The organism is Caulobacter sp. ALps2, from assembly GCF_058681635.1.
This window is the reverse complement of the sequence record NZ_CM178743.1, coordinates 4,279,591-4,300,198: the sequence shown is the minus strand read 5'-3', so window position 1 is coordinate 4,300,198 and position 20,608 is coordinate 4,279,591. Positions and strand designations below refer to the sequence as shown.

Here is a 20,608-nt window from a genome sequence, read left to right as displayed (position 1 = left end):
GTCTATCGGGTCTCGATGGTGGCCTGGTTGCGCAGGTCGCGCAGATAGCGCTTGGCGATCAGCGCCAGTTGCTGACCGCGCAGGCGGTTTTCGATCTGGTCGTGGTTCGGCGCGTTGGCGCCGCCCTGGCGCTTACCGCAGACGGCGATGAGGTGCATGCCCGCGTCGGTGCGGATCGGATCCGAGACCTGGCCGACGTCCAGCTTGTTGGCCGCCTCCTGGAAGGCGGGGGCCAGGTCGGTGATCTCGGCCTCGCCGAGGTCGCCAGCGACCAGGCCGTCCACCTTGCCCGCCGCCGTTTCCAGCGTCTCGCAACTGCTGATCTTGGGCTTGAGGTCGGTCAGCAGTTTGGTGGCGGCGTCGACCTGGGCCGGGGTAGCGTCGGCGGCCAACGGGGCGGCGACTTGCTTGAGGTCGACGATCGCGGTCTTCGAGCCAGCGCGCTTGTCCCGCAGGTAGATGATGTAGACGCCGTCCTTGACCTGGATCGGCTTGGACAGCTGGCCCGGGCGCAGCTGCTCCAGGGCGGCGTCGACCTCGGCCGGCATCTCGCCCTGGTTGACCCAACCCACGTCGCCGCCGTTGGCCGCGGTGGCCGAGCCCGAGAACTGACGGGCCACGGCCGCGAACGGCGCGCCCTGCTGCATCTGGCCGATCAACTGGTTGGCGCCATTGATGGCGACTTCCATGCCGCCGACGCGGCTGGCGTCCAGAAAGACCTCGCTGAGCTGGTACTGCGGTTTGGCGGCCGACTCGGCCAGGCGGCGCTGATAGGCCTTGATCTGGTCTTCGCCGATGCGCAGACGCGATCCGTAGCGGCCCTGGATCCAGGACTGCCAGCTCGAGTCAGCGCGCAGCTGGGCCCGCCAGGTGTCCAGGCCGATTCCCTGCTGCACCAACGACTGCTTCAGCTGGTCGGCGCTCATCCTGTTGGACTGGGCGATGTCGGCGATCTGCTCGTCGACTTCCTTGTCGGTCGAGATGATCGTGATCTTCTGCTGCTTCTCGACCCGGCGCAGCTCCTGCATCTGCAGGTGCTCGTCGACCAGCGAGCGCAGGGCTTCCTGCTCGATCTGCGGCAGGTTCTCCTGGGTCGGCTGCATGCCCGACGTCGCCATCAGCAGGCGCATGCGCTGCATCAGGTCGTAGCTGGAGACGATCTCGTCGTTGATGACGGCGGCGACGCTCTCCTGCAGCGGCTGCGGCGCGGTCGGCTGCGCCGGCGCGGCGGCCGGCGGGGCGTCGACCTGAGGCGGCGCGGCCTCCTGGGTCTGCGCGAAGGCGGGCAGGCCGAGGCTCGCCACGGTCAGGGCGAGAATGGACGCGGCGCCGGCCGCGAAAGTCGTCACGCTACGCGCAGACCGCATGGATAGTGTCGTTCCTCTAGACCGGGTCCGCCCCCTTGCGGAAGCGCGGTCGATTATCATGTTTTAAGGGGCGGCGATCGCCGGTTCGGCGATTTCCTTTCGGCCGTCGCCCCCAAGACACGCCCGTCTGACATGCGGGTTCGCCCCGCACGCCCCCCAGGCGCGGTCACTCAGTACCCTGTATCACCTAATGTGGCGAGCGTTAGGCGGAACACGATTGTACGGTCAGGCTGCAGCCGCAGACCGGTGGCCGTCGAGGCGTATCGGTCTTCCTGTTGGTAGATCACGTCGATGCGAATGCAGTCGTCCTGGTAGGCCACGCCGACATCGCGGCGACGCCAGACATCCTCGACCATGTCGCGCTGGCCAAAGGCGGTCAGCGAGACTTTCTTGGTCAACTTCAGTTCGCCGCGGGCTTCGAAGCTCTCTTGGCGCGCGCCGTTGGCGTCCAGTTCGTCCTTCAGATAGCGCACCGAACCCCAACCGCGCTTCGTGGAGGCGTCGACGCCCGTTTCGATCCGGTGGATCTCCTGGGTCTGGGCGTCGAGACGGGTGCGGACAAAGGCGTTGACGCCACGGATCGGCGTGACCGTGGCGGTCACGATCCAGTCCGACGACTTGCTCTGCAGACCGGTGCGGGCCGGCAGCAGCGGGTCGAATTCCGAACGGAAGCTGCGGCCGATCAGGATGCTGCCGCCACGACCGTCTGGACGGCTGTAGGTGGCGCGGCCGCCGACGTTCAGGCGCTGGCCGCCCTCATAGAGGTCGAAGCCCGGCGACTTGTTGGCCTGGAACAGGTTGGTCTCGTCGAACTCCAGCGTCGCGCTGTCCTCGTTGTAGAGGTAGGTCGTCGTCCCGTTGCGGGCGACGACGGTTGGCACGCGCGAGCTGTCCGAACCGACAGCGATCTGGGCCAGGGGTTCCAGCACCACGCTGCCGCCGTTCGCCAGGGGTTTGTAGAAGGGCAGGCTGAAATCGACGCCGCCCACGCCCAGGGTGCGCGTGTAGGTGTCCTTGTCGTCGTCGCCCAGCGCGGCGGCCGCGGCGGAGACATAGGTCTTGATCGAATAGGCGTCACCGCGCGCCTGGGCGAACGGCGAGATCTTCAGGCCGTTGCCGACGATGGCGCTGGTGCGCCAGTCGGCCTTGAAGCTGGCGCGGCTGGAATCGACGCCGTCCTGGCCCTTATAGGCGCCCAGATAGTAGGGAGCCTCGCCGTACTGCGACTCGGAACGGTTCAGCATGACGCCGGTGCCCTGCAGGCGCAGGCGGCCGCCCAGCACGGGGCTGTCGGGCTCCCAGCGCGCCTCGACCAGCGGACCGATCAACGGGAAGGCGCCGCTGTTCTCGAAGGCGTTGGCCGTGCCGGCGGAATTGAGGCCGACGACCCGCAGGCCCTGGACCGAGACGGCCGAGACCGAGAACCACGACCGCGCGTCCTGGCGCGTGGCGTACAGTTGCGAGACCAGACGGTGGTCGTCGCTCGTGAACAGGCCACGCTGCGCGTAGACGTCGTTGACCTTGTACTTGTCGAACAACAGGGCGTCCGAGACGCGCTCGGCCGCGAAGCCCCACTTCCACTTCGTGTCGATGTCGAACTTGCCGTTCGCCAGGATGTAGCTGCGGAAGGTCGACTTGCCGAACCGGTCGCCGCGGATATCGAAGTCCTTGTCGTAGGTGAAGCCGCTGCGCGCCTCGAGAATCCCCGAGTAGAAGCGCTTGCGGTAGTTCACGTTGACGAACGGGTTCACCTGGCTGTTGATCTGCGGCGAGACGATCACGTCCGACGAAGGCGAGATCACGTACAGATAGGGCTGGTTGTACGAGACGCCCCGGCCCTTGGAGAAGTCGATCTTGGGCGCCAGGAAGCCGGAGCTGCGCTTGGCTGACGGATCCGGGTGCCAGAACAGCGGCATGTACAGGATCGGCGCGCCCCACAGGCGGATGGTGGCGTTCTTGTAGTAGACCAGCTGCTTCTGCTTATCCTGGACGATCTTGTCCGCCGAGACGGACCAGGTCGGGGTCGGTTTTTCGGCGCAGACCTCGCAAGGCGTGTAGATCGCCTTGTTCAGTTCCTGGATGTTCTCGTTGCGGCGCACGGCCGTGACCGAGGCGATCTTGATGTTCTGGTCCAGGCGCGCGGCGAAGTTCTGGGCGAAGCCGGCCTTGAAGTCCTTGTCGACTTCCATGTGGTCGGCGAACTCGGCCGTGCCGTCCGGATTGAGCAGCTGTACGTGGCCGTCGGCGGTCACCGAGCCGGTCTTGGCGTCGTAGATCACCTGGTCGGCGCGCAGGGTGCGGCCCTGGTAGCGCGCCTGCACCGAACCCTGGGCCGTCATGATCTGGTTCTTGTCGTCCCGGATCAGGAGGTCGGACTCCAGGTAATAGCCTTCGTCGCCCAGTCCATCGCCCAAGGTGTTTGGCGGCGCGGTCGGGACCACCGGTGTCGGCGGGATGTTGACCAGGCTCTGCTGGGCTTGGGCCGCGCAGGCGAACGCCAGCCACGTCGCGCCGCTCAGCAGCAGCTTACGGCAGACGGACGAGGCGCGGACGCGCGTTTCAGTCATGGTCATCCCTGGAAACAATGACTCACCCATCTTCCGTATAGCAAAGCAAAGTGAAGCCCGCCAAAAGCGCGACGGTCGGCGGCGTCCATGCGGCGATGAACGGGGCCAGAACGTCCGCCTTGCCCAACGTGCTGCACAGCTCGTTCAAGAAAAAGAATCCGAAGCCCAGCGCGACGCCCGAGCCGGCCAGGGCCGCCAGGCCGCCCAAGCGCATCAGGCGTAGCGAGAAGGCCGCGGCCAACACCGACATGGCCGCGAACAGCAGCGGCGTGGCCAGGTCCTGCTGCAGGCGCAGCTTGAACGGCGCGGCCGAGAAGCCCGCGTCCTCGGTGCGCTCGATCGTGGCCGGCAGGCGCCACAGCGCCACCGCCGACGGCGTGTTGAAGCGCTCGGACGCCGTCCGGTCGTCGAGGTTCGACGGGATCGACAGGCTGTCGGAGCGGATCGCCCCGGCGCCGGGCGTGGCCTCGCGCACGCCGCTCAGGCGCCAGAAGCCTGGCTCCAGCCGCGCTTCCTTGGCCTCGATCCGGCGGGTGAAATCCATGACGCCCTTGTTGTTCAGGGCATAGACGAACAGCGACACGCCCTTCAGGCGCACCGAGCCGTCGACCATCTCGCGGGCCCGGGCGCGGATGACGATCTGGGTCTTGTCGTCGCCCTGGCGCAGCCAAGTCCCCTTGGGCGCTTCCTTCAGATAGCCGTTCATCACGGCGTCGCGCTCGCTCTCGTACTTCGCCGTCATGGCCGTCGTCAGCGGATTGAGCAGGGTGATGGTCAGGAGGCCGATCACGAACGACGACGAGGCCGCCGGCATGATGAACCGCCAGGCCGAGACGCCGGCCGCGCGCATGGCGATCAGCTCGCTACGCCGGTTCAGCTCGACGAAGGCCCACATGGTGCCGAACAGGAACACGAACGGGGCCAGCACCAGGATGGTCGCCGGGGCCTGCAGGAAGGTCAGATACAGCAGCTGGAAGAAGGTCGCGTCCGCCCGCGTGCCGACATTGCGGGCGATGTCGACGAAGGCGATCAGCATCACCATCGCGCCCAGCACCGCCAAGGCGCCGATCAGCGCGCTCATGGTGCGTTTGAGGACGTAACGTTCCAGCATGCCCATGGTCAGCATCAGGCGGCTCCCGTCCAAAGCGGGGACGTCTTGGCCAGCTTGGCCTGACGACGGACCGAGACCTTCTGGCGGAAGATCTGGGCAAGGCCCCACCAGGTGGCGGTCAGCGGCACCATGTACTGCAGCACGTTCAGCCAGGCGCCGTCCTCGCAGGCCGCCTGCACGCCGAAGCCGACGATACGCACGACGCCCGCGGCCGCGCCGACGGCGGCGATCCGCTTGCCATAGCCCATCCGGCTGAACGATCCGCCCAGCACCGCCGCCAGCGCCATGGTCATCAGGGCGATGCTGTATAGCGGCCCGGCGAAGCGTGAATGACCTTCGGCCAGCATCTTGCCCTTGTTCCGCTGCTCCCATTCCTGGGTCATGTCCGGAAAGAACAGCTCGTGCGGATAGCGGTCGGCGATCTTGTAGTGCAGCAGCTCGTCGGAGCGGAACAGGCTGGACAGGTCGAAGGTGTACTCGTCGAACGAGGTGTACTGCAGCACGCCCTGACGCGAGAACTGCTGGTTGGAGCCATGGCGCATGATCAGCACCGGCTGGCCCTTGCGGGTGGCGATCTCGGCCTCGCGCGACGAATAGGTCGAGGCCGCGCCGTTGGGCAGTTCCTGGTGGATGAACAGGTTCTGGATCTTGTTGTCGCGGTCGATCGACTGGGCATAGACCGTCAGGCCCGGGCCGGGCTCGGTGAACTGGCCGGGCTGGACCAGGGTCGAGGCGACGTCGGTCTTGATCTCGAAGGCCGTCTCGCGGATCTGGCGGGCGCTCCAGGGCTGCAGCCACAGGCCCGAGATCAGCGAGATCAGGGCCGCGAACACCGCCAGGCGCATGGCCGGCGAGATGACGCTCCAGCGACTCATGCCGCCAGCGAAGCAGACGACGATTTCCTGCTCGGTGTGCAGTCGGTTCAGCGCCACGAGCGCGGCCACGAACAGGGCCAGCGGCATCATGATGCTGAACAGCTGGGGCAGGGCCAGCAGGATGATCTTCAGGAACACCAGCGCGCTCTGACGCTGTTCCACCAGCACGTCGAATTCCGACAGGCTGCGCGCCAGCAGGGCAAGCGCCACCAGGGCCGCGGTCGCCAGAAGCGTCGGACCCAGCAACTGGCGGAAAAGATAGCGTTCTATGAGGCGCATGAAGGGGCGTTCGGGGCGGATGGATTCGTGGGACGAACCCCGAAGATGGGTCGTTCTACACGGGGGCTTCGCGTCGGCACAACCAGGGACCTGACTTGACTGTGCCGAGTGGGGCCCAACGGAGCCTTTTCTATGGCGCGGCATTGGACTATGCCGCCTAGTTCGAGATGAGCGGCAGCGCGTCGTGACGCGCCATTTAGAAGTCGCCCAGATGCAGGAGCGCGGCATGCGTATCGAGTTCGTCCCCGTCGACACCCAGGCCGGCGCAACGGCCGCCCTCGCGGTCCTGGCCCATGAGGGCGCGGCCCTCTCGCCGGAAGCCAAGGCGGCCAACGAGGCCACCGGCGGCGCCCTGGCGCGCGCCATCGCCGGCGGTCGCTTCACCGGCGCCAAGGGTCAGACCCTGGACGTCGTCGCCCCGCACGGCCTGGAAGCCGCCCGCCTGGTGCTGGTCGGCGTCGACGGTTCGGGCGCGGTGGAGCCGGAAGCGGTCGAAACCGCCGCCGCCTCGGCCTACCAGGCCGTGAAGGGCTCGGGGGTCACCGAACTGGTCCTGAAGCTGGGCGCCGACGCCGAGAGCGCCGCCCGCGCCGCCTTCGGGGCCCGCCTGGCCGCCTACCGCTTCGACAAGTACCGCACCACCGAGAAGGCCGAGAAGAAGCCGTCGGTCCAGGTGGTCAAGGTCGCCGCGGCCGACCCGGTCAAGGCCCAGAAGGCCTATGAGCCGCTGTCCGCGCTCGCCGACGCCATCGTGTTCAGCCGCGACCTGGTCTCCGAGCCGGCCAACATCCTGCATCCGGAAGAATTCGCCGCCCGCGCCAAGAGCCTCGAGAGCCTGGGCCTTGAGGTCGAGGTCCTGGGCGAGGCCCAGATGGCGGAGCTGGGGATGGGCAGCCTGCTGGGCGTGGGCCAGGGCAGTCGCCGCGAGAGCCAGCTGGTCGTCATGAAGTGGCTGGGCGGCGCCGACAAGTCGAGCCAGCCGATCGCCTTCGTCGGCAAGGGCGTCACCTTCGACACCGGCGGCATCTCGATCAAGCCGGCCGACGGCATGGAAGACATGAAGTGGGACATGGGCGGCGCGGCCGCCGTGACCGGCGTCATGCACGCCCTGGCCGGCCGCAAGGCCAAGGTCAACGCCATCGGCATCCTGGGTCTGGTGGAGAACATGCCCGACGGCAACGCCCAGCGCCCGGGCGACGTGGTCACCTCGATGTCGGGCCAGACCATCGAGGTCATCAACACCGACGCCGAAGGCCGCCTCGTGCTGGCCGACGCGCTCTGGTACTGCCAGGAGCGCTTCAAGCCCCAGTTCATGATCGACCTGGCCACCCTGACCGGCGCGATCATCATTTCGCTTGGTCACGACTACGCTGGTTTGTTCAGCAATAACGATGGTTTGTCGGAGAAACTTCTCAGCGCCGGCAAGGCCGAGCGCGAGCCGCTGTGGCGCCTGCCGTTGCCGGCTTCGTACGAGAAGCAGATCGAAAGCCCGATCGCCGACATGAAGAACATCGGCGGCCGTCCCGCCGGCTCGATCACCGCTGGCCTGTTCCTGCAGAAGTTCGTCAACGGCACGCCGTGGGCGCACCTCGACATCGCTTCGGTGGCCTGGAAGAAGCCCTCGACGGACCCGACCGTGCCGGACGGCGCGGCCGGCTACGGCGTGCGTCTGCTGAACCGCCTGGTCGCCGACGCCTACGAAAGCTGATCATGACGACGGCTCTCTGCGAGGTCTGGTTCTACCACCTCGAGCGCTCGCCGCTCGAGGCGGTGCTGCCCGAGCTGCTGGAGAAGACGCTCGGCAGGGGCTGGAAGGCGCTGGTGCGCGGGGGCGATCCGCGTCGCATCGAGGCGCTGGACCAGCACCTGTGGACCTATCGCGAGGACAGCTTCCTGCCGCACGGCCTGGCCTCCGAGCCGATGGCCGAGCGGCAGCCGGTGCTGCTGACCGGCGAGGACGGGAACCCCAACGCCGGGGATGCGCTGTTCCTGATCGACGGGGCAGAACCTGGTGATCTTTCAGGGGTTTCGCGCTGTATCCTGCTGTTTGACGGCAGGGACGAGCAAGCGCTGTCGCAGGCGCGCGGACGCTGGTCGGTGTTCAAGAAAGCCGGGCATCCGGTGTCCTACTGGCGCCAGGGCGCCGAACGCGGTTGGGAGAAGCAGGCATGAAGCGCGTACTGTCCGCCCTGATGCTGGGTCTGGTCCTGGCCTCGTGCTCCAGCGCGCCCGAGCCGGCCCCGCCACCGCCGCCGGCTACTCCGACCGCGCCGCCGGCCATCGCCCTGCCGGCCAAGCCGCCGGTTTCGGACGTGGAAAAGGACCAGTGCGGCCTGAAGGATGCTCGGGCTTTCGTCGGCAAGCCGCGCACCAGCCTGCCGGCCCCGGTCGACCCGTCGCGCTGGCGCGTGGCCTGCACGACCTGTCCGGTGACCATGGATTTCCGCGCCGACCGCCTGAACATTCTGTTCAACGCCGACACCGGCATCGTTCAGGAAGTCAAATGCGGCTGAGCCTGGCCGCTTCAATGCTGAGCCGGACTAGCAGGCTCGGAAAGCAAAGGTGAGACCCGCGTTCCGCCAAGCTCTTCTGGCTTCCGTGCGTTTGAGATGAAATAACTCAATCGCCGGAGATTCCCGCCCGGCCGGTTCAGAGCATGGTCGACCAACCGACGATCGGACCCAGGACCCGCGACGACTTGGCGACCACGCTTCTCATGGCGTTGGGCGTCGCGTTCGGCTTCGCATTTCTCGCCTATCTCTGCGTCGAGGTCCCCAGGGCCTATCACCACGTCACGCCGATCTGGCTGTCGAACGGCTTCCTGGCCGCCTGCCTTCTGTCCTCGCCCTCGCGCCGCTGGCCCGCCTTGCTGGTGGGCGGAGGGCTGGGCGCCTTGTGGGCCGGCGCCCATGCCGGCGACAGCCCATTCGTCAACGTCGTCCTGGTCAGCCTGAACCTCGCCGAGGGCTTCCTGGCCGCCTACGCCGTGCGTCGGGTGACGGGAGCGTCGATCGACCTCGGCCGGCCGCGCGACATGATGGCGTTCGTCCTGCTGGGCGGCTTCATGGCGCCGGCGGCGGCGGGGTCGGTCGCCGCGTCGATCCATACCCTGCTGCGGGGCGGCGACCTTTTCCAGAACGTCGTCGGCTGGGTGCTGAACGACATCCTGGGCATGCTGACCATCGGGCCCTGCCTGCTGGTGTTCTTCAGGGCCGGGCTCTATCTGCGCGAGCGGCCGATGACCCGCGACGGCGTCATGTCGATCGTGATCTGCTGCCTGATGACGGTCGTGGTCTTCGCCCAGGGCAAGTATCCGCTGCTGTTCCTGGTGCCGCCGGTCATGCTGTTCGTCGCCTGGCGGCAGGAGGTGCTGGGCGCGGCGCTGAGCGCGGTCTTGGTGGCCGCCATCGCCCTGGTTCTGACCATCGCCGGCCGAGGACCGATCCACCTGATCCCGTCGGGAACGGACACCCAGTCGACAGTGCTGCAGCTGTTCCTGGCCGTTTCGATCTTCGTCAGCCTGCCGGTCGCGGCGTTCCAGCGCCAGCGCCGCGCCTTCCTGGCCCATATCGAGGAGGCGCGAGCCGAGGCCGAGCGCAGCGAAGCCCGCTACCGCCTGCTGGCCGAGAGCGCGCTGGACATCATCGCCCACAGCGACCTGCACGGGCAGATGACCTACATCTCGCCGGCCGCCCGGACCATCCTGGGCTACGAGCCCGAGGAGCTGCTGGGCGCGCGATATCTGAAGATCCTGCACGAGGATGACCGGGCCGCGATCCGCCGGGTCGTCGAGATCCAGCGCGACTGCCCGGACGGCGTCACCGCGCCGCCGGCCGAGACGGTCGAGTACCGCGCCTTCCGCGAGGACGGCCGGATGATCTGGCTGGAGTCGCGCCCGACCCTGGCCTGCGACCCGGTCACCGGCGCGCCGACCGGCATCACCGACATCATCCGTGACATCACCACCCGCAAGACGCTGGAGATGGACCTGCGCGCCGCCCGGACCGAGGCCGAGACCGCCGCCGCCGTGAAGGGCGAGTTCCTGGCCAATATGAGCCACGAACTGCGCACGCCCCTGACCGCCGTGATCGGCTTCGCCAACCTGCTGGCCGACGAGCCCGCGCTGAGCATGCGCGGCAAGCGTTATGTCGACCGCATCACCACGGGCGGCCGGACCCTGCTGGCGACGATCAACGACATCCTGGATTTCTCGCGCCTGGAGCAGGGGCGCATCACCCTGAACCCGCGCACCGTGGCGATCACCGGCCTGGTGGCCGAGGTGCTGGAGATGCTGGCCCCCGACGCGGCCGACAAGCGCCTGGTGCTGCGTTCGGTGGGCGACGACACCGCCCCGCCGGAGCTGTTCATCGACCCCGAGCGGGTGCGGCAGGTGCTGCTGAACCTGATGGGCAACGCCGTGAAGTTCACCGAGGTCGGCGAGGTTCGCCTGGAGACCGAATACGACATCCAGACTGGCCGCCTGCGGATGAGCGTCACCGACACCGGACCCGGTGTCGCGGCGGCCGACCAGGCGCTGATCTTCGCCCGTTTCGCCCAGATCGACGCGGCGCTGAACCGCGAGCACGGCGGCACGGGCCTGGGCCTGGCGATTTCGCGCGGGCTGGTCGAGCTGATGGGCGGCGACATCGGCGTCGAGAGCACGCTGGGGCAGGGCGCGCGCTTCTGGTTCGAGATCCCGGCCCAGACCGGGCCGTCGCACGACGCCGCCGATGACGACATGGAGGGCGAGGCCGAGCTACCCCTGCCGCCGCCGGGCGTGCGGGTGCTGGTGGTCGACGACAACGCCGGCAACCGCGAACTGGTCCGCTCGGTGCTGGAGGCGGTCGGGGTCGAGGTGGCCGAGGCCGTCGATGGCGAGGAAGGCGTCGCCGCGGCGGCCGCCACGCCGTTCGACGCCATCCTGATGGACCTGCGCATGCCCCGGCTGGACGGCGTCTCGGCGGCCCAGCGGATCCGCGCCGAAGCGGGACCCAGCGCCAGCTCGCCAATCATCGCCTTCTCGGCCGACGTCCGCTCGGGGCCGCTGGACCCGGTGTTCGACGGGGCGACGCCGAAGCCGCTGACCGTGGCGTCACTGCTCTCCACCCTTTCGACCGCCCTGACCGGAACGTCTTCCGAGCCCGCCTAGACAACGTTGTCATTCTAAGTCAGAAATTGGTCATACCAGTAAGCGTCGCCCGACCAAGGAGGCGACCTCTGACGGGAGGCCTCCTATGAAGTCCTGGCTCGCGCTCAGCGCCGCGCTCGCGCTCGTGACCACCGCTCCCGCCCAGGCCGAGGGCTGGCTGCGGGCCAAGGACGCCCGCATCGTCGACGAGGCCGGCCAGCCGGTGATCCTGCGCGGCATGGGCCTGGGCGGCTGGATGCTGCAGGAGGGCTACATGCTGCGCCTGTCCAAGCTGGGCCAGCAGCACGTCATCCAAGGCAAGATCGCCGACCTGGTCGGTCCCGCGCGCCAGCAGGCGATCCACAAGGCCTGGCTCGACAACCACACCACCAAGGCCGACATCGACGCCATGGCCGCCTGGGGCTTCAACTCCGTGCGCCTGCCGATGCACTACGACCTGTTGACCTTGGCCGTGGACCAGGAGCCCAAGCACGGCGTCGACACCTGGAAGGAGGACGGTTTCAGGCGCATCGACGACCTGCTGGCCTGGAGCAAGGCCAACGGGGTCTACCTGATCCTCGACCTGCACGCCGCGCCGAACGGGCAGGGCAATGACCTGCCGATCGCCGACCGCGATCCGGCCAAGCCCTCGCTGTGGGACAGCCCCGAGGCCCGCCGCAAGACCATCGAACTCTGGAAGAAACTGGCCGCCCGCTACAAGGACGAGCCGATGATCGGGGCCTACGACCTGCTCAACGAGCCCAACTGGGACTTCGACGGGTCTGGGAACAAGAACGGCTGCGAGGACGAGAAGCAGGAGAAGCTGTGGAGCTTCTACCGGGAGGCCACGGCGGCCATCCGCGCGATCGACCCGCGCCACATGATCATCATCGAGGGCAACTGCTGGGGCAACAACTACAAGGGCATGCCAAGGCCCTGGGACGCCAACATGGCGCTCAGCTTCCACAAGTACTGGAACGTCAATGACGACGCCTCGATCGCGCGGCACCTGAAGCTGCGCGACGAGACCGGCCTGCCGCTGTGGCTGGGCGAGAGCGGCGAGAACTCCAACGTCTGGTTCGCCGACGCCATCCGCCTGGTGGAGAAGCACGAGATTGGCTGGGCCTTCTGGCCGCTGAAGAAGATCGGCTTCAACCAGCCGCTCGAGATCAAGGTCGACCCGGCCTATGACGAGGTGGTCACCACCCTGGCGGGCGAAGCCAAGACCCCGGTCGCCGCCGATGAGGCCTATCAGGTGCTGATGAAGGTCGCCTCGCACGACGTCCGTTTCGAGAACAACGAGGCCCATCCCGACGTCATCGACGCCATGTTCCGCCAGCCGCATGACGCCTCGACACGGCCGTTCAGGAAACACGTGGTTGGGGCCAAGGGCGCGACCATCCCGGCCTGGCGGTACGACCTGGGCGTCATCGGCGCGGCCTATGCCGATGCCGACGCGGCCAACTACCACGTCTCGACCGGCGGGCGGCGCGCGTCGTGGAACAAGGGGCGGACGGGCCGCAACGACGGCGTCGATCTGGAGCGGGCGGCCGATGGGTCGCTGAAGGTCACCGACTTCGTGGCGGGCGAGTGGCTGCGCTACACGGTCTCGGCGACGGCGGGGCGTTATGCGGTCAGCGTGGTGGGCGAGGGGCCGATGACGGTCGCGATCAACGGCGGGCCGGCGGTGAACAGCGGCGCGGTGGTGACGCTGCAGGCCGGGACAAACACGCTGGTCCTGAAATCGACGGGCGCGGCGAGTGTGACGGCGATCAGGCTGACGCCGGCGAAATAGCTACTTCCGCTTGCCGACGCCGGGGAACATCGCCACGCCGTCTTCGAAGACGCCGAGATAGCCCAGCTCGCCCAGCAGCGGCGTCAGGTCCTCGACCAGGTCGCCGGAGTGCGGCAGGCGGGCGGGGCGGCCGGCCTGGTCGTGCAGACGATAGACCGTCCACATCTTGCCCTTGGGCGCGGGCGCGCCGGGCTGGATGAACTTGGCTTCCCAGCCGACCAAGGCCGGGACGCGACCGACCTGAACGTCGAACGGACGATCTCGGAACGCCAGGTCCATCTCGATCCGCATGGCCTCGCCGATGCGGTCGTTCACCCACTCGGCGAACGCCTCGAGGACGACGGACGAGGAGAGGCCCTCGGGGTTCGCCACGACGTGGTTGCGGGGATGGGCGGGACTGCTCATGGGGGCGACCATGCGCCCGCAGGTGTCGCGGAAGCCCTAAACGACATGGTTTAGGACACGTTCACCCTAAACCCCGCCGATCAATGGCCACGTTTAAGCCTCGGCTTCCGCCAGTTCCTCGGCCAAGCCCATCCAGGCGACTTCGGCGTCTTCCAGCTTGGCCTTGGCGTTGTCGCGCCGCTTTGTCAGTTCGGCGACCTTGCCCGGGGATTTCACATAGAGGTCCGGATCCGCCAGCTGAGCGTCCAGCTCGGCGAGGTTGCGCGTGCAGCGGGTCATGACCTGCTCGGCGGCCTCGACCTTGCGGCGCAGAGGCTCGACGGCGGCCTTTTTCTTGGCGGGAGTCGCCGCCGGCTCCGGTTCGCGCGCGACCTGGGTCGGCTTCACGGCCTGCTTGGCGCGGTCCAGCACGAACTTGGCGTAGTCGTCCATGTCGCCGTCGAACGGCTTCACCGTGCCGTCGGCGGCCAGCCACAGGCGGTCGGCGACCAGCTCCATCAGCGAGCGGTCGTGGGTGATCAGGATGACCGCGCCGTTGTAGTCGTTCAGCGCGTCCAGCAGGGCGCGGCGGCTGTCGATGTCCAGGTGGTTGGTCGGTTCGTCGAGGATCAGCATGTGCGGCGCGTCCATCGCCACCATGTTGAGCAGCAGGCGGGCGCGCTCGCCGCCCGACAGGTTGGCGACCGTGGTCTCCTGCTTCTCGAAGCCCAGGCCGAACTGGGCCAGTTTCGAACGACGCGAGCTTTCCGAGGCGTCAGGCATCGCCCGGCGGATGATCTCCAGCGGGGTGTCCACCGGATCCATCGCCTCGATCTGGTGCTGGTGGAACCAGCCGACCTTCATCTTCTTGTCGCGGTGCAGCTCGCCCTTCTGAACGGTCAGGGCCCCGGCGATCATCTTGGCGAAGGTCGACTTGCCCGCGCCGTTGACGCCCAGCAGGCCGATACGGTCGTCCAGGTCCATGCGCAGGTTGAGGTTCTTGAGGATCGGGCGATCGGCCTCATAACCCACGTTCGCCTTTTCCAGGCGAATGAGCGGCGGCGCCAGCGGGCGCGGCGGCGAGGGCAGGGTGAAGGGCGCGACGCGCTCTTCGATCGTGGTGGCCACCGGCTCCATCTTGGCCAGGCGCTTCATGCGGGACTGCGCTTGCGCCGCTTTGGAGGCCTTGGCCTTGAAGCGGTCGACGAAGGCCTGCAGGTGCGCGCGCTCGGCGTCCTGCTTGGCCTTGGCCGACAGTTGCAGGCGGGCCTTCTCGGCGCGGCGCTTCTCGAAGTCGTCGTAGCCGCCGGTGTAGAGCTCCAGCTTGCCGCCGGCCAGGTGCAGCATGTGCGTACAGCTGTTGTTGAGCAGCTCGCGGTCGTGGCTGACGATCAGGGCGGTATGCGGGTACTTCTGCAGCCTCGCTTCCAGCCACAGGGCGCCTTCCAGGTCGAGATAGTTGGTCGGTTCGTCCAGCAGCAGCATGTCGGGCTCGGCGAACAGCGCCGCCGCCAGGGCCACGCGCATCCGCCAGCCGCCCGAGAACTCGCTCATCGGCCGGGCCAGGTCGTCTTGCGTGAAACCCAGACCCACCAGGATTTCCGACGCCTTGGCCGGGGCGGCGTCGGAATCGATCTCGATCAGGCGAGCCCAGATCTCGCCCATCTCCTCGGGATTGGCCGTCTCCAGCCGGGTCAGCAGGTCGTGGCGCTCCTCGTCGGCCTCCAGCACGGTGTCCAGCAGGGTGAAGGGCGTGGCCGGGTGCTCCTGGTCCACCGAGCCGATCCGCGCGGCCTTGGGCAGGCTGATCTCGTCGTCGCCGGCGTGCAGCTGGCCCAGGATCAGCTTGAACAAGGTCGACTTGCCCACGCCGTTGCGCCCGATCAGGCCGACCTTGGCGCCCGGCGGCAGGCTGACGCTGGCGTGGTCGAAGAACTTCCGACCCCAGGCGTTGAAGGTCAGGTCACGGATCTGAAGCATTTTATGAAGGTTACGCGGCGGGGTTGGCGGGGAGGAGGCGCACGGCTATAAGCCCGCAACCTCCCAATCCACAACTTTTCTGTGAGATCACTCCGTGACCGAACGCACCTTCTCGATCATCAAGCCGGACGCCACCCGTCGCAACCTGACCGGCGCCGTCAACGCCGTGATCGAGGCCGCCGGCCTGCGCATCGTCGCTCAGCGTCGCGTGAAGCTGACCGAAGCCCAAGCCAAGAAGTTCTACGAAGTGCACGCCGAGCGTCCGTTCTACGGCGAACTCGTGGCCCAGATGACCGCCGAGCCGGTGGTCGTGCAGGTGCTGGAAGGCGACAACGCCGTCGCCAAGTACCGCGAAGTCATGGGCGCCACCAACCCGGCCAACGCCGACGAAGGCACCATCCGCAAGCAATTCGCCCTGTCGATCGGCGAAAACTCGGTCCACGGCTCGGACAGCCTGGAGAACGCGGGCATCGAAATCGCCCAGTTCTTCACCGCTGAAGACATCGTCGGCTGATTTCAGCCTGACTTTTCTGATGGCTGAGAACGGCCGGATCGGTGACGATCCGGCCGTTCTCTTTTGTCGCGGGGCGTTCGGTGAAGCACTACGAGCGAGGCGAGGTGGCGCTGGCGGTCACGCTGTCGGGCGTGGCGGGCTATGTCGACGCGATCGGCTTCCTGAAGCTGGGCGGATTCTTCGTCTCGTTCATGAGCGGCAATTCCACGCGGCTGGGCGTGGGGCTGGCGACGGGGAATGGCGCGGCCGTCCTGACGGTCCTGGCCCTGGTGATCTCCTTCGTGGCCGGCGTGGTTCTGGGCGCGCTGACGGCGCGAGCGCTCGGTGAAGCGCGCCGGTCACCGGTATTGGTGCTCGAGGCGCTGTTGCTGGCGGCGGGCGCGGGCCTGCTGGCGTTCGGCTTCGACACCGCCGGCGTGACGGCCGTCGCCATGGCGATGGGAGCCGAGAACGCCGTCTTCCAGCGGAACGGCGACGTGGCGGTGGGGCTGACCTACATGACGGGAGCCCTGGTCAAGGCCGGTCAGCGGATCGCCGGCGCCCTGGTCGGCGGTGAACCCTCGGACTGGCCGCGCTATGTGCTGCTGTGGACCGGTCTCGCGGCCGGCGGAGCGCTGGGCGCTCTGACCTATGTGACGATCGGCGCCGCCGCCTTGTGGGGCGCCGTCGCCGTGGTCGTGGGCGGCGCGGTTTGGGCCGAGCGGCGCTGGCGTTCGGCTTGAACCCTCGTTCGCGGGGGTGAATTCAACGCCGCGGCGGGTGGCGAGGTCGCGCCCTAAAGCGCCGCGCGCAGGCGCTGGCCGCGCTTGAAACCCATGATGACCAGGCCGACGGCCAGGATCAGGCCCAACACGATGCCGCTGGCCAGCGCCGGATTGCTGCCGAACATCTGCAGATTGCGCGCGGCCAGATAGCCGGGGGCCAATAGCGAGATGACCCACAGCGGAGCCGACAGGATGTTGGCGACCTGGAAGCTCCAGGGGCGCGAGCGCGAGATGCCGGCCAGGATCGGGATGAACGGGCGGGCCGGACCCAGATAACGCGCGGCGGCGATGGCCAGCACGCCGTGGCGGCGGGTCAGCAGTTTGGCGCGGGCCAACAGGCGGCGCTTGCCCGCGAAGAGGAAGCGCGCGGCGCGGCGGCCGCCCAGGCCTCGGCCCATCAGATAGGAGAGGGCGTCACCGGCGGCCGCGCCGGCGCTGCACCACAGGATCGCTTCGACCGGATGCAGCACGCCCTGGGCGATCAGCGCCCCGGCGGCCAGCATCACGCCCAGGATCGGGATCAGCAGGCCGACGAACAGCAGGGCTTCCAGCAGCGTGAAGGCGAACAGGATCGCGCCGGCGAAACCGGCGTTGTCGGCGGCGACTCGAAAGAGATCGGCGATCCAGGTGTCCATGACGTGCATCATGGCGACACATAGTGACGAAGTTCTGACCCGTTAGGCTTTACGGGCTGTTACGGCCTGCGACACGCCGTCTCAGACACGCTCGCTGACGAATGTGGCCAGGGTGGCGGCGTAGAGCTTGTGCTCCTGCTCCAGCACCCGAGCCGACAGCGTGTGGTCGTCGTCGCCAGGCAGGATCGGCACGCGGGCCTGGCCCAGGATCGGACCCTCGTCGACGCCGGCCGTCACCAAGTGGACCGTGCAGCCGGCCTCCGCGTCACCCGCGGCGATGGCGCGGGCGTGGGTGTCCAGACCGGGATAGGCGGGCAGCAGGGACGGGTGGATGTTCAGCATCCGGCCTTCCCAGGCGTCGACGAGGAACGAGGTGAGGATGCGCATGTAGCCGGCCAGGGCGATGACCTGGATGCCACGCTCGCGCAGGGCCGCGTCGATGGCCCGCTCGTGGGCCTCGCGGTCCTTGCCGAAGGGCTTCTGGTCGACGCAGAGGGCTTCGATCCCGGCCTCCGCCGCCGTGGCCAGGCCGCCGGCGTCGGGCTTGTTGGCCAGGACCAGGGCGATCTCGAACGGGCAGTCAGGATCGCGCGCGGCGGCGACGAGCGCTTCCATGTTCGAGCCGCGCCCGGAGATCAGGACAGCAACTTTTGTTCGTTGGGTCATGCATCCCCCAATCCTTCTCCGCCCCGCGGGAGGGGGAGACCTAAGCCTTGACCAGCTGGCCGCAGATGAAGGCGTCCTCGCCGGCGTTCAGCAGGGCGGCCAGGACCGGTTCGGCGTCGGCCTGCGCGGTGATGATGATAAAGCCCACGCCACAATTGAACGTGCGGCGCATCTCATGCTCGGAAATGCCGCCGACCTGGGCCAGCCATTCGAACACGGGCGGCTGGGCCCAGGCGTTCCATTCGAACTCGGCGGCCAGGCCTTCGGCGATGGCGCGCGGCGGGTTCTCGATCAAGCCGCCGCCGGTGATGTGGGCGCCGCCTTTCACTCGCCCCGACTGAAGGAGGGGCAGCAGCGACTTCACATAGATCCGGGTCGGAGCCATCAGGGCTTCCGCCAGCGTCTTGCCGTCTTCGAACGGGCAGGGAGCGTCCCAGGCGAGGCCCGAGCGTTCGACCACGCGACGCACCAGCGAATAGCCGTTCGAGTGCGGACCCGACGAGCCCAGGCCGATGATGATGTCGCCGGCGCGTTGCTTGTCCAGCTTGGGCAGGACGCCATCGCGCTCGACCGCGCCGACCGAGAAGCCAGCCAGGTCATACTCGCCGTCGCTGTACATGCCCGGCATTTCGGCCGTCTCGCCACCCACCAGGGCCGCGCCGGCCAGCTTGCAGCCGTCGGCGATGCCGGCGACCACGCTCTTGGCGGTCTCGATGTCCAGCTTGCCGGTGGCGAAGTAGTCCAGGAACATCAGCGGCTCGGCGCCTTGCGCCAAGAGGTCGTTGACGCACATGGCCACCAGGTCGATGCCGACCGTGGCGTGCATGCCCGCGTCGATGGCGATGCGCAGCTTGGTGCCGACGCCGTCGGTCGTGGTGACCAGCAGGGCGTCCTCGTAGCCGGCCGCCTTCAGGTCGAACAGGGCGCCGAAGCCGCCCAGGCTGGCTTCCGCGCCGGGGCGGCGGGTGGCCTTGGCCAGGGGTTTGATGGCGTCCACGAGCGCATTGCCCGCATCGATGTCGACACCCGCCTGGGCGTAGGTAAGGCCGTTGGGCAGATCGCTCATGGTCGCTCTGGCGCTCGCTCTTTCGTCTATCGGAGGGCGACAAGACCCTTCGAACACGCGGAAAATTTGCTTTCCCGGTACGCGGAGCGCGTCTTGACGCTTGCAGACTCGGGGGTGCGCGAGGCTATTAGCAGCCGATGAAGCCGATCACCACCACCGCCGAGCTGGCGGCGTTCTGTAATGCACTCGCGGGCGAGCCTTTCGTCGCTGTGGACACTGAGTTCATGCGCGAGACGACCTACTGGCCAAAGCTGTGCCTGATCCAGGTCGCGTCGCCCACGCACGAAGCCGTCATCGATCCTCTCGCCGAGGGTATCGACCTGGAGCCGCTGCTGGCCGTCATGCGCGATACGAGCATCCTCAAGGTGTTCCACGCCGCGCGTCAGGACGTCGAGATCTTCAACAATCTCAAGGCTATGCCGCGCCCGCTGTTCGACACCCAGGTCGCCGGCATGGCGGCGGGTTTCGGCGAGCAGATCGCCTATGACGCCCTTGTCCGCCAGATGCTGCGCATCGAACTGGACAAGTCCAGCCGGTTCACCGACTGGGCCCGCCGGCCGTTGACCGACGCCCAGCTGACCTACGCCCTGGCCGACGTCACGCACCTGGCGGCGCTGTTCCCGATCCTGCGCGAGCGACTCGAAACCAGCGGGCGACTCGCCTGGGTGGAAGAAGAGATGACCGCGATCTCGGATCCGGCCGCCTATGACGTCGATCCGGAAAAGGCCTGGCGTCGCCTGCGTCCGCGCAAGACGGCGCCGAAATATCTGGCCGTGTTCAAGGCCGTCGCCGCCTGGCGCGAGCGCACCGCCCAGAACCGCGACCAGCCGCGTGGGCGCATCCTGAAGGACGAGGCCATCGACGAGCTGGCGACCCAGGCGCCGACCAGCCTGGAAGCCCTGAACAACCTGCGGGGCGTGCCCAAGGGCTTCGGCGGCAGCAAGTTCGGTCCCGACCTTCTGGCGGCGATCAAGGCCGCCCTGGCCGATCCGGAAGGTTACGCCCCGGTCGTCGACAAGCCCGGTCCGCCGCCGCCCCAGAACGCCGGCGCCGTGGTCGAGCTGCTCAAGGTGCTGCTGAAAGCCCGCGCCGAGGAAGCCGGCGTCGCCTCCAAGCTGATCGCCACGGTCTCGGACCTGGAGAAGATCGCCGCCGACGACAACGCCACCACGCCGGCCCTGACCGGCTGGCGCCGCGACGCCTTCGGGGCCGACGCCCTGAAGATCAAGCGCGGCGAGCTGGCCCTGGTGCTGGACGGCGCCAAGGTCCGCGTGGTCGAAGTGCGGCGCGCGCCCAAGGCTGAATAGGCCCAAGGCTGAGTCGGCCAAGACTGACCAGGCAAACGGCGCCGCTACCTTTTCGGGAAGCGGCGCCATGACCTTAAGGGATGTAGGGCTTTTGCTCCCCATATCGGGTCCTGTACAAGGCCGCGCATAGGTTTGCCGGCGTACAAGACGCCGCGTCCGGTCTTCACGGA

17 protein-coding genes and 1 pseudogene are annotated in these 20,608 nt (G+C 67.9%); 8 read left to right on the top strand and 10 right to left on the bottom strand.

Going from position 1 to position 20,608, the window contains the following annotated elements; genetic code table 11:
* Positions 1-2: 2 nt before the first annotated feature.
* The 4 genes from ACW173_RS20310 to lptF form a co-directional block, all read right to left on the bottom strand.
* Positions 3-1,367: a peptidylprolyl isomerase gene (locus tag ACW173_RS20310; RefSeq protein WP_492081874.1), complete on the bottom strand. Its 1,365-nt coding sequence runs from the start codon at positions 1,365-1,367 to the stop codon at positions 3-5.
* 170 nt (positions 1,368-1,537) lie between these two features.
* Complete coding sequence (locus ACW173_RS20305) at positions 1,538-3,964, bottom strand: LPS-assembly protein LptD (RefSeq protein ID WP_492081873.1); 2,427 nt, start codon at positions 3,962-3,964, stop codon at positions 1,538-1,540.
* A complete protein-coding gene (lptG, locus tag ACW173_RS20300; protein WP_492086029.1) occupies positions 3,957-5,063 on the bottom strand; it encodes an LPS export ABC transporter permease LptG in 1,107 nt (368 codons plus the stop codon). The genes ACW173_RS20305 and lptG overlap by 8 nt, the downstream gene beginning before the upstream one ends.
* Positions 5,060-6,199 (bottom strand): LPS export ABC transporter permease LptF, encoded by a 1,140-nt coding sequence (lptF, locus tag ACW173_RS20295; protein ID WP_492081872.1) that lies wholly within the window; start codon positions 6,197-6,199, stop codon positions 5,060-5,062. Before lptF ends, lptG begins: the two co-directional genes overlap by 4 nt.
* Positions 6,200-6,425: 226 nt before the next feature.
* On the opposite strand from lptF, the gene ACW173_RS20290 reads away from it, so the two are divergent.
* The 5 genes from ACW173_RS20290 to ACW173_RS20270 all read left to right on the top strand — a co-directional run bounded on the left by ACW173_RS20290 (position 6,426) and on the right by ACW173_RS20270 (position 13,122).
* Positions 6,426-7,907, top strand: coding sequence for a leucyl aminopeptidase (locus tag ACW173_RS20290; protein WP_492081871.1), 1,482 nt, complete (start codon positions 6,426-6,428; stop codon positions 7,905-7,907).
* Between the two features lie 2 nt (positions 7,908-7,909).
* Complete coding sequence (locus tag ACW173_RS20285) at positions 7,910-8,371, top strand: DNA polymerase III subunit chi (RefSeq protein WP_492081870.1); 462 nt, start codon at positions 7,910-7,912, stop codon at positions 8,369-8,371.
* Entirely contained in the window at positions 8,368-8,712 is a 345-nt protein-coding gene (locus tag ACW173_RS20280; protein WP_492081869.1) for a peptidase inhibitor I78, read from the top strand. The genes ACW173_RS20285 and ACW173_RS20280 overlap by 4 nt, the downstream gene beginning before the upstream one ends.
* 143 nt (positions 8,713-8,855) lie before the next feature.
* A complete protein-coding gene (locus ACW173_RS20275; RefSeq protein ID WP_492081868.1) occupies positions 8,856-11,348 on the top strand; it encodes an MASE1 domain-containing protein in 2,493 nt (830 codons plus the stop codon).
* An 85-nt stretch (positions 11,349-11,433) separates the two neighbouring features.
* Entirely contained in the window at positions 11,434-13,122 is a 1,689-nt protein-coding gene (locus ACW173_RS20270) for a cellulase family glycosylhydrolase (protein ID WP_492081867.1), read from the top strand.
* Here ACW173_RS20270 and ACW173_RS20265 read toward each other — a convergent pair whose 3' ends face one another.
* Positions 13,123-13,527, bottom strand: coding sequence for a hypothetical protein (locus tag ACW173_RS20265; RefSeq protein WP_492081866.1), 405 nt, complete (start codon positions 13,525-13,527; stop codon positions 13,123-13,125).
* Positions 13,528-13,620: 93 nt separating this feature from the next.
* The gene (locus ACW173_RS20260) at positions 13,621-15,486 is read right to left on the bottom strand and encodes an ABC-F family ATP-binding cassette domain-containing protein (protein WP_492081865.1); all 1,866 of its coding nucleotides are present in this window, start codon (positions 15,484-15,486) and stop codon (positions 13,621-13,623) included.
* A 94-nt stretch (positions 15,487-15,580) separates the two neighbouring features.
* Here ACW173_RS20260 and ndk point away from each other — a divergent pair, with 94 nt between their 5' ends.
* On the top strand, positions 15,581-16,000 hold the full coding sequence (ndk, locus tag ACW173_RS20255) for a nucleoside-diphosphate kinase (RefSeq protein WP_492081864.1): 420 nt from the start codon (positions 15,581-15,583) through the stop codon (positions 15,998-16,000).
* Positions 16,001-16,009: 9 nt separating this feature from the next.
* Here the strand turns inward: ndk and ACW173_RS20250 are convergent.
* A pseudogene (locus ACW173_RS20250) lies at positions 16,010-16,239 on the bottom strand (hypothetical protein); the annotation flags it as partial.
* Here ACW173_RS20250 and ACW173_RS20245 point away from each other — a divergent pair.
* Positions 16,132-16,722 (top strand): YoaK family protein, encoded by a 591-nt coding sequence (locus ACW173_RS20245; RefSeq protein WP_492086028.1) that lies wholly within the window; start codon positions 16,132-16,134, stop codon positions 16,720-16,722. The pseudogene ACW173_RS20250 and the gene ACW173_RS20245 overlap by 108 nt on opposite strands.
* Before the next feature lie 53 nt (positions 16,723-16,775).
* On the opposite strand, the gene ACW173_RS20240 is transcribed toward ACW173_RS20245, so the two are convergent.
* The 3 genes from ACW173_RS20240 to purM form a co-directional block, all read right to left on the bottom strand.
* Complete coding sequence (locus ACW173_RS20240) at positions 16,776-17,399, bottom strand: DedA family protein (RefSeq protein ID WP_492081863.1); 624 nt, start codon at positions 17,397-17,399, stop codon at positions 16,776-16,778.
* An 81-nt stretch (positions 17,400-17,480) separates the two neighbouring features.
* Positions 17,481-18,065, bottom strand: a complete 585-nt coding sequence (gene purN, locus ACW173_RS20235) for a phosphoribosylglycinamide formyltransferase (protein WP_492081862.1) — start codon at positions 18,063-18,065, stop codon at positions 17,481-17,483.
* Positions 18,066-18,105: 40 nt separating this feature from the next.
* Positions 18,106-19,131, bottom strand: coding sequence for a phosphoribosylformylglycinamidine cyclo-ligase (purM, locus tag ACW173_RS20230; RefSeq protein WP_492081861.1), 1,026 nt, complete (start codon positions 19,129-19,131; stop codon positions 18,106-18,108).
* A 137-nt stretch (positions 19,132-19,268) separates the two neighbouring features.
* Here purM and rnd point away from each other — a divergent pair, with 137 nt between their 5' ends.
* Positions 19,269-20,438: a ribonuclease D gene (gene rnd, locus ACW173_RS20225; RefSeq protein ID WP_492081860.1), complete on the top strand. Its 1,170-nt coding sequence runs from the start codon at positions 19,269-19,271 to the stop codon at positions 20,436-20,438.
* The last annotated feature ends 170 nt before the right edge of the window (positions 20,439-20,608 follow it).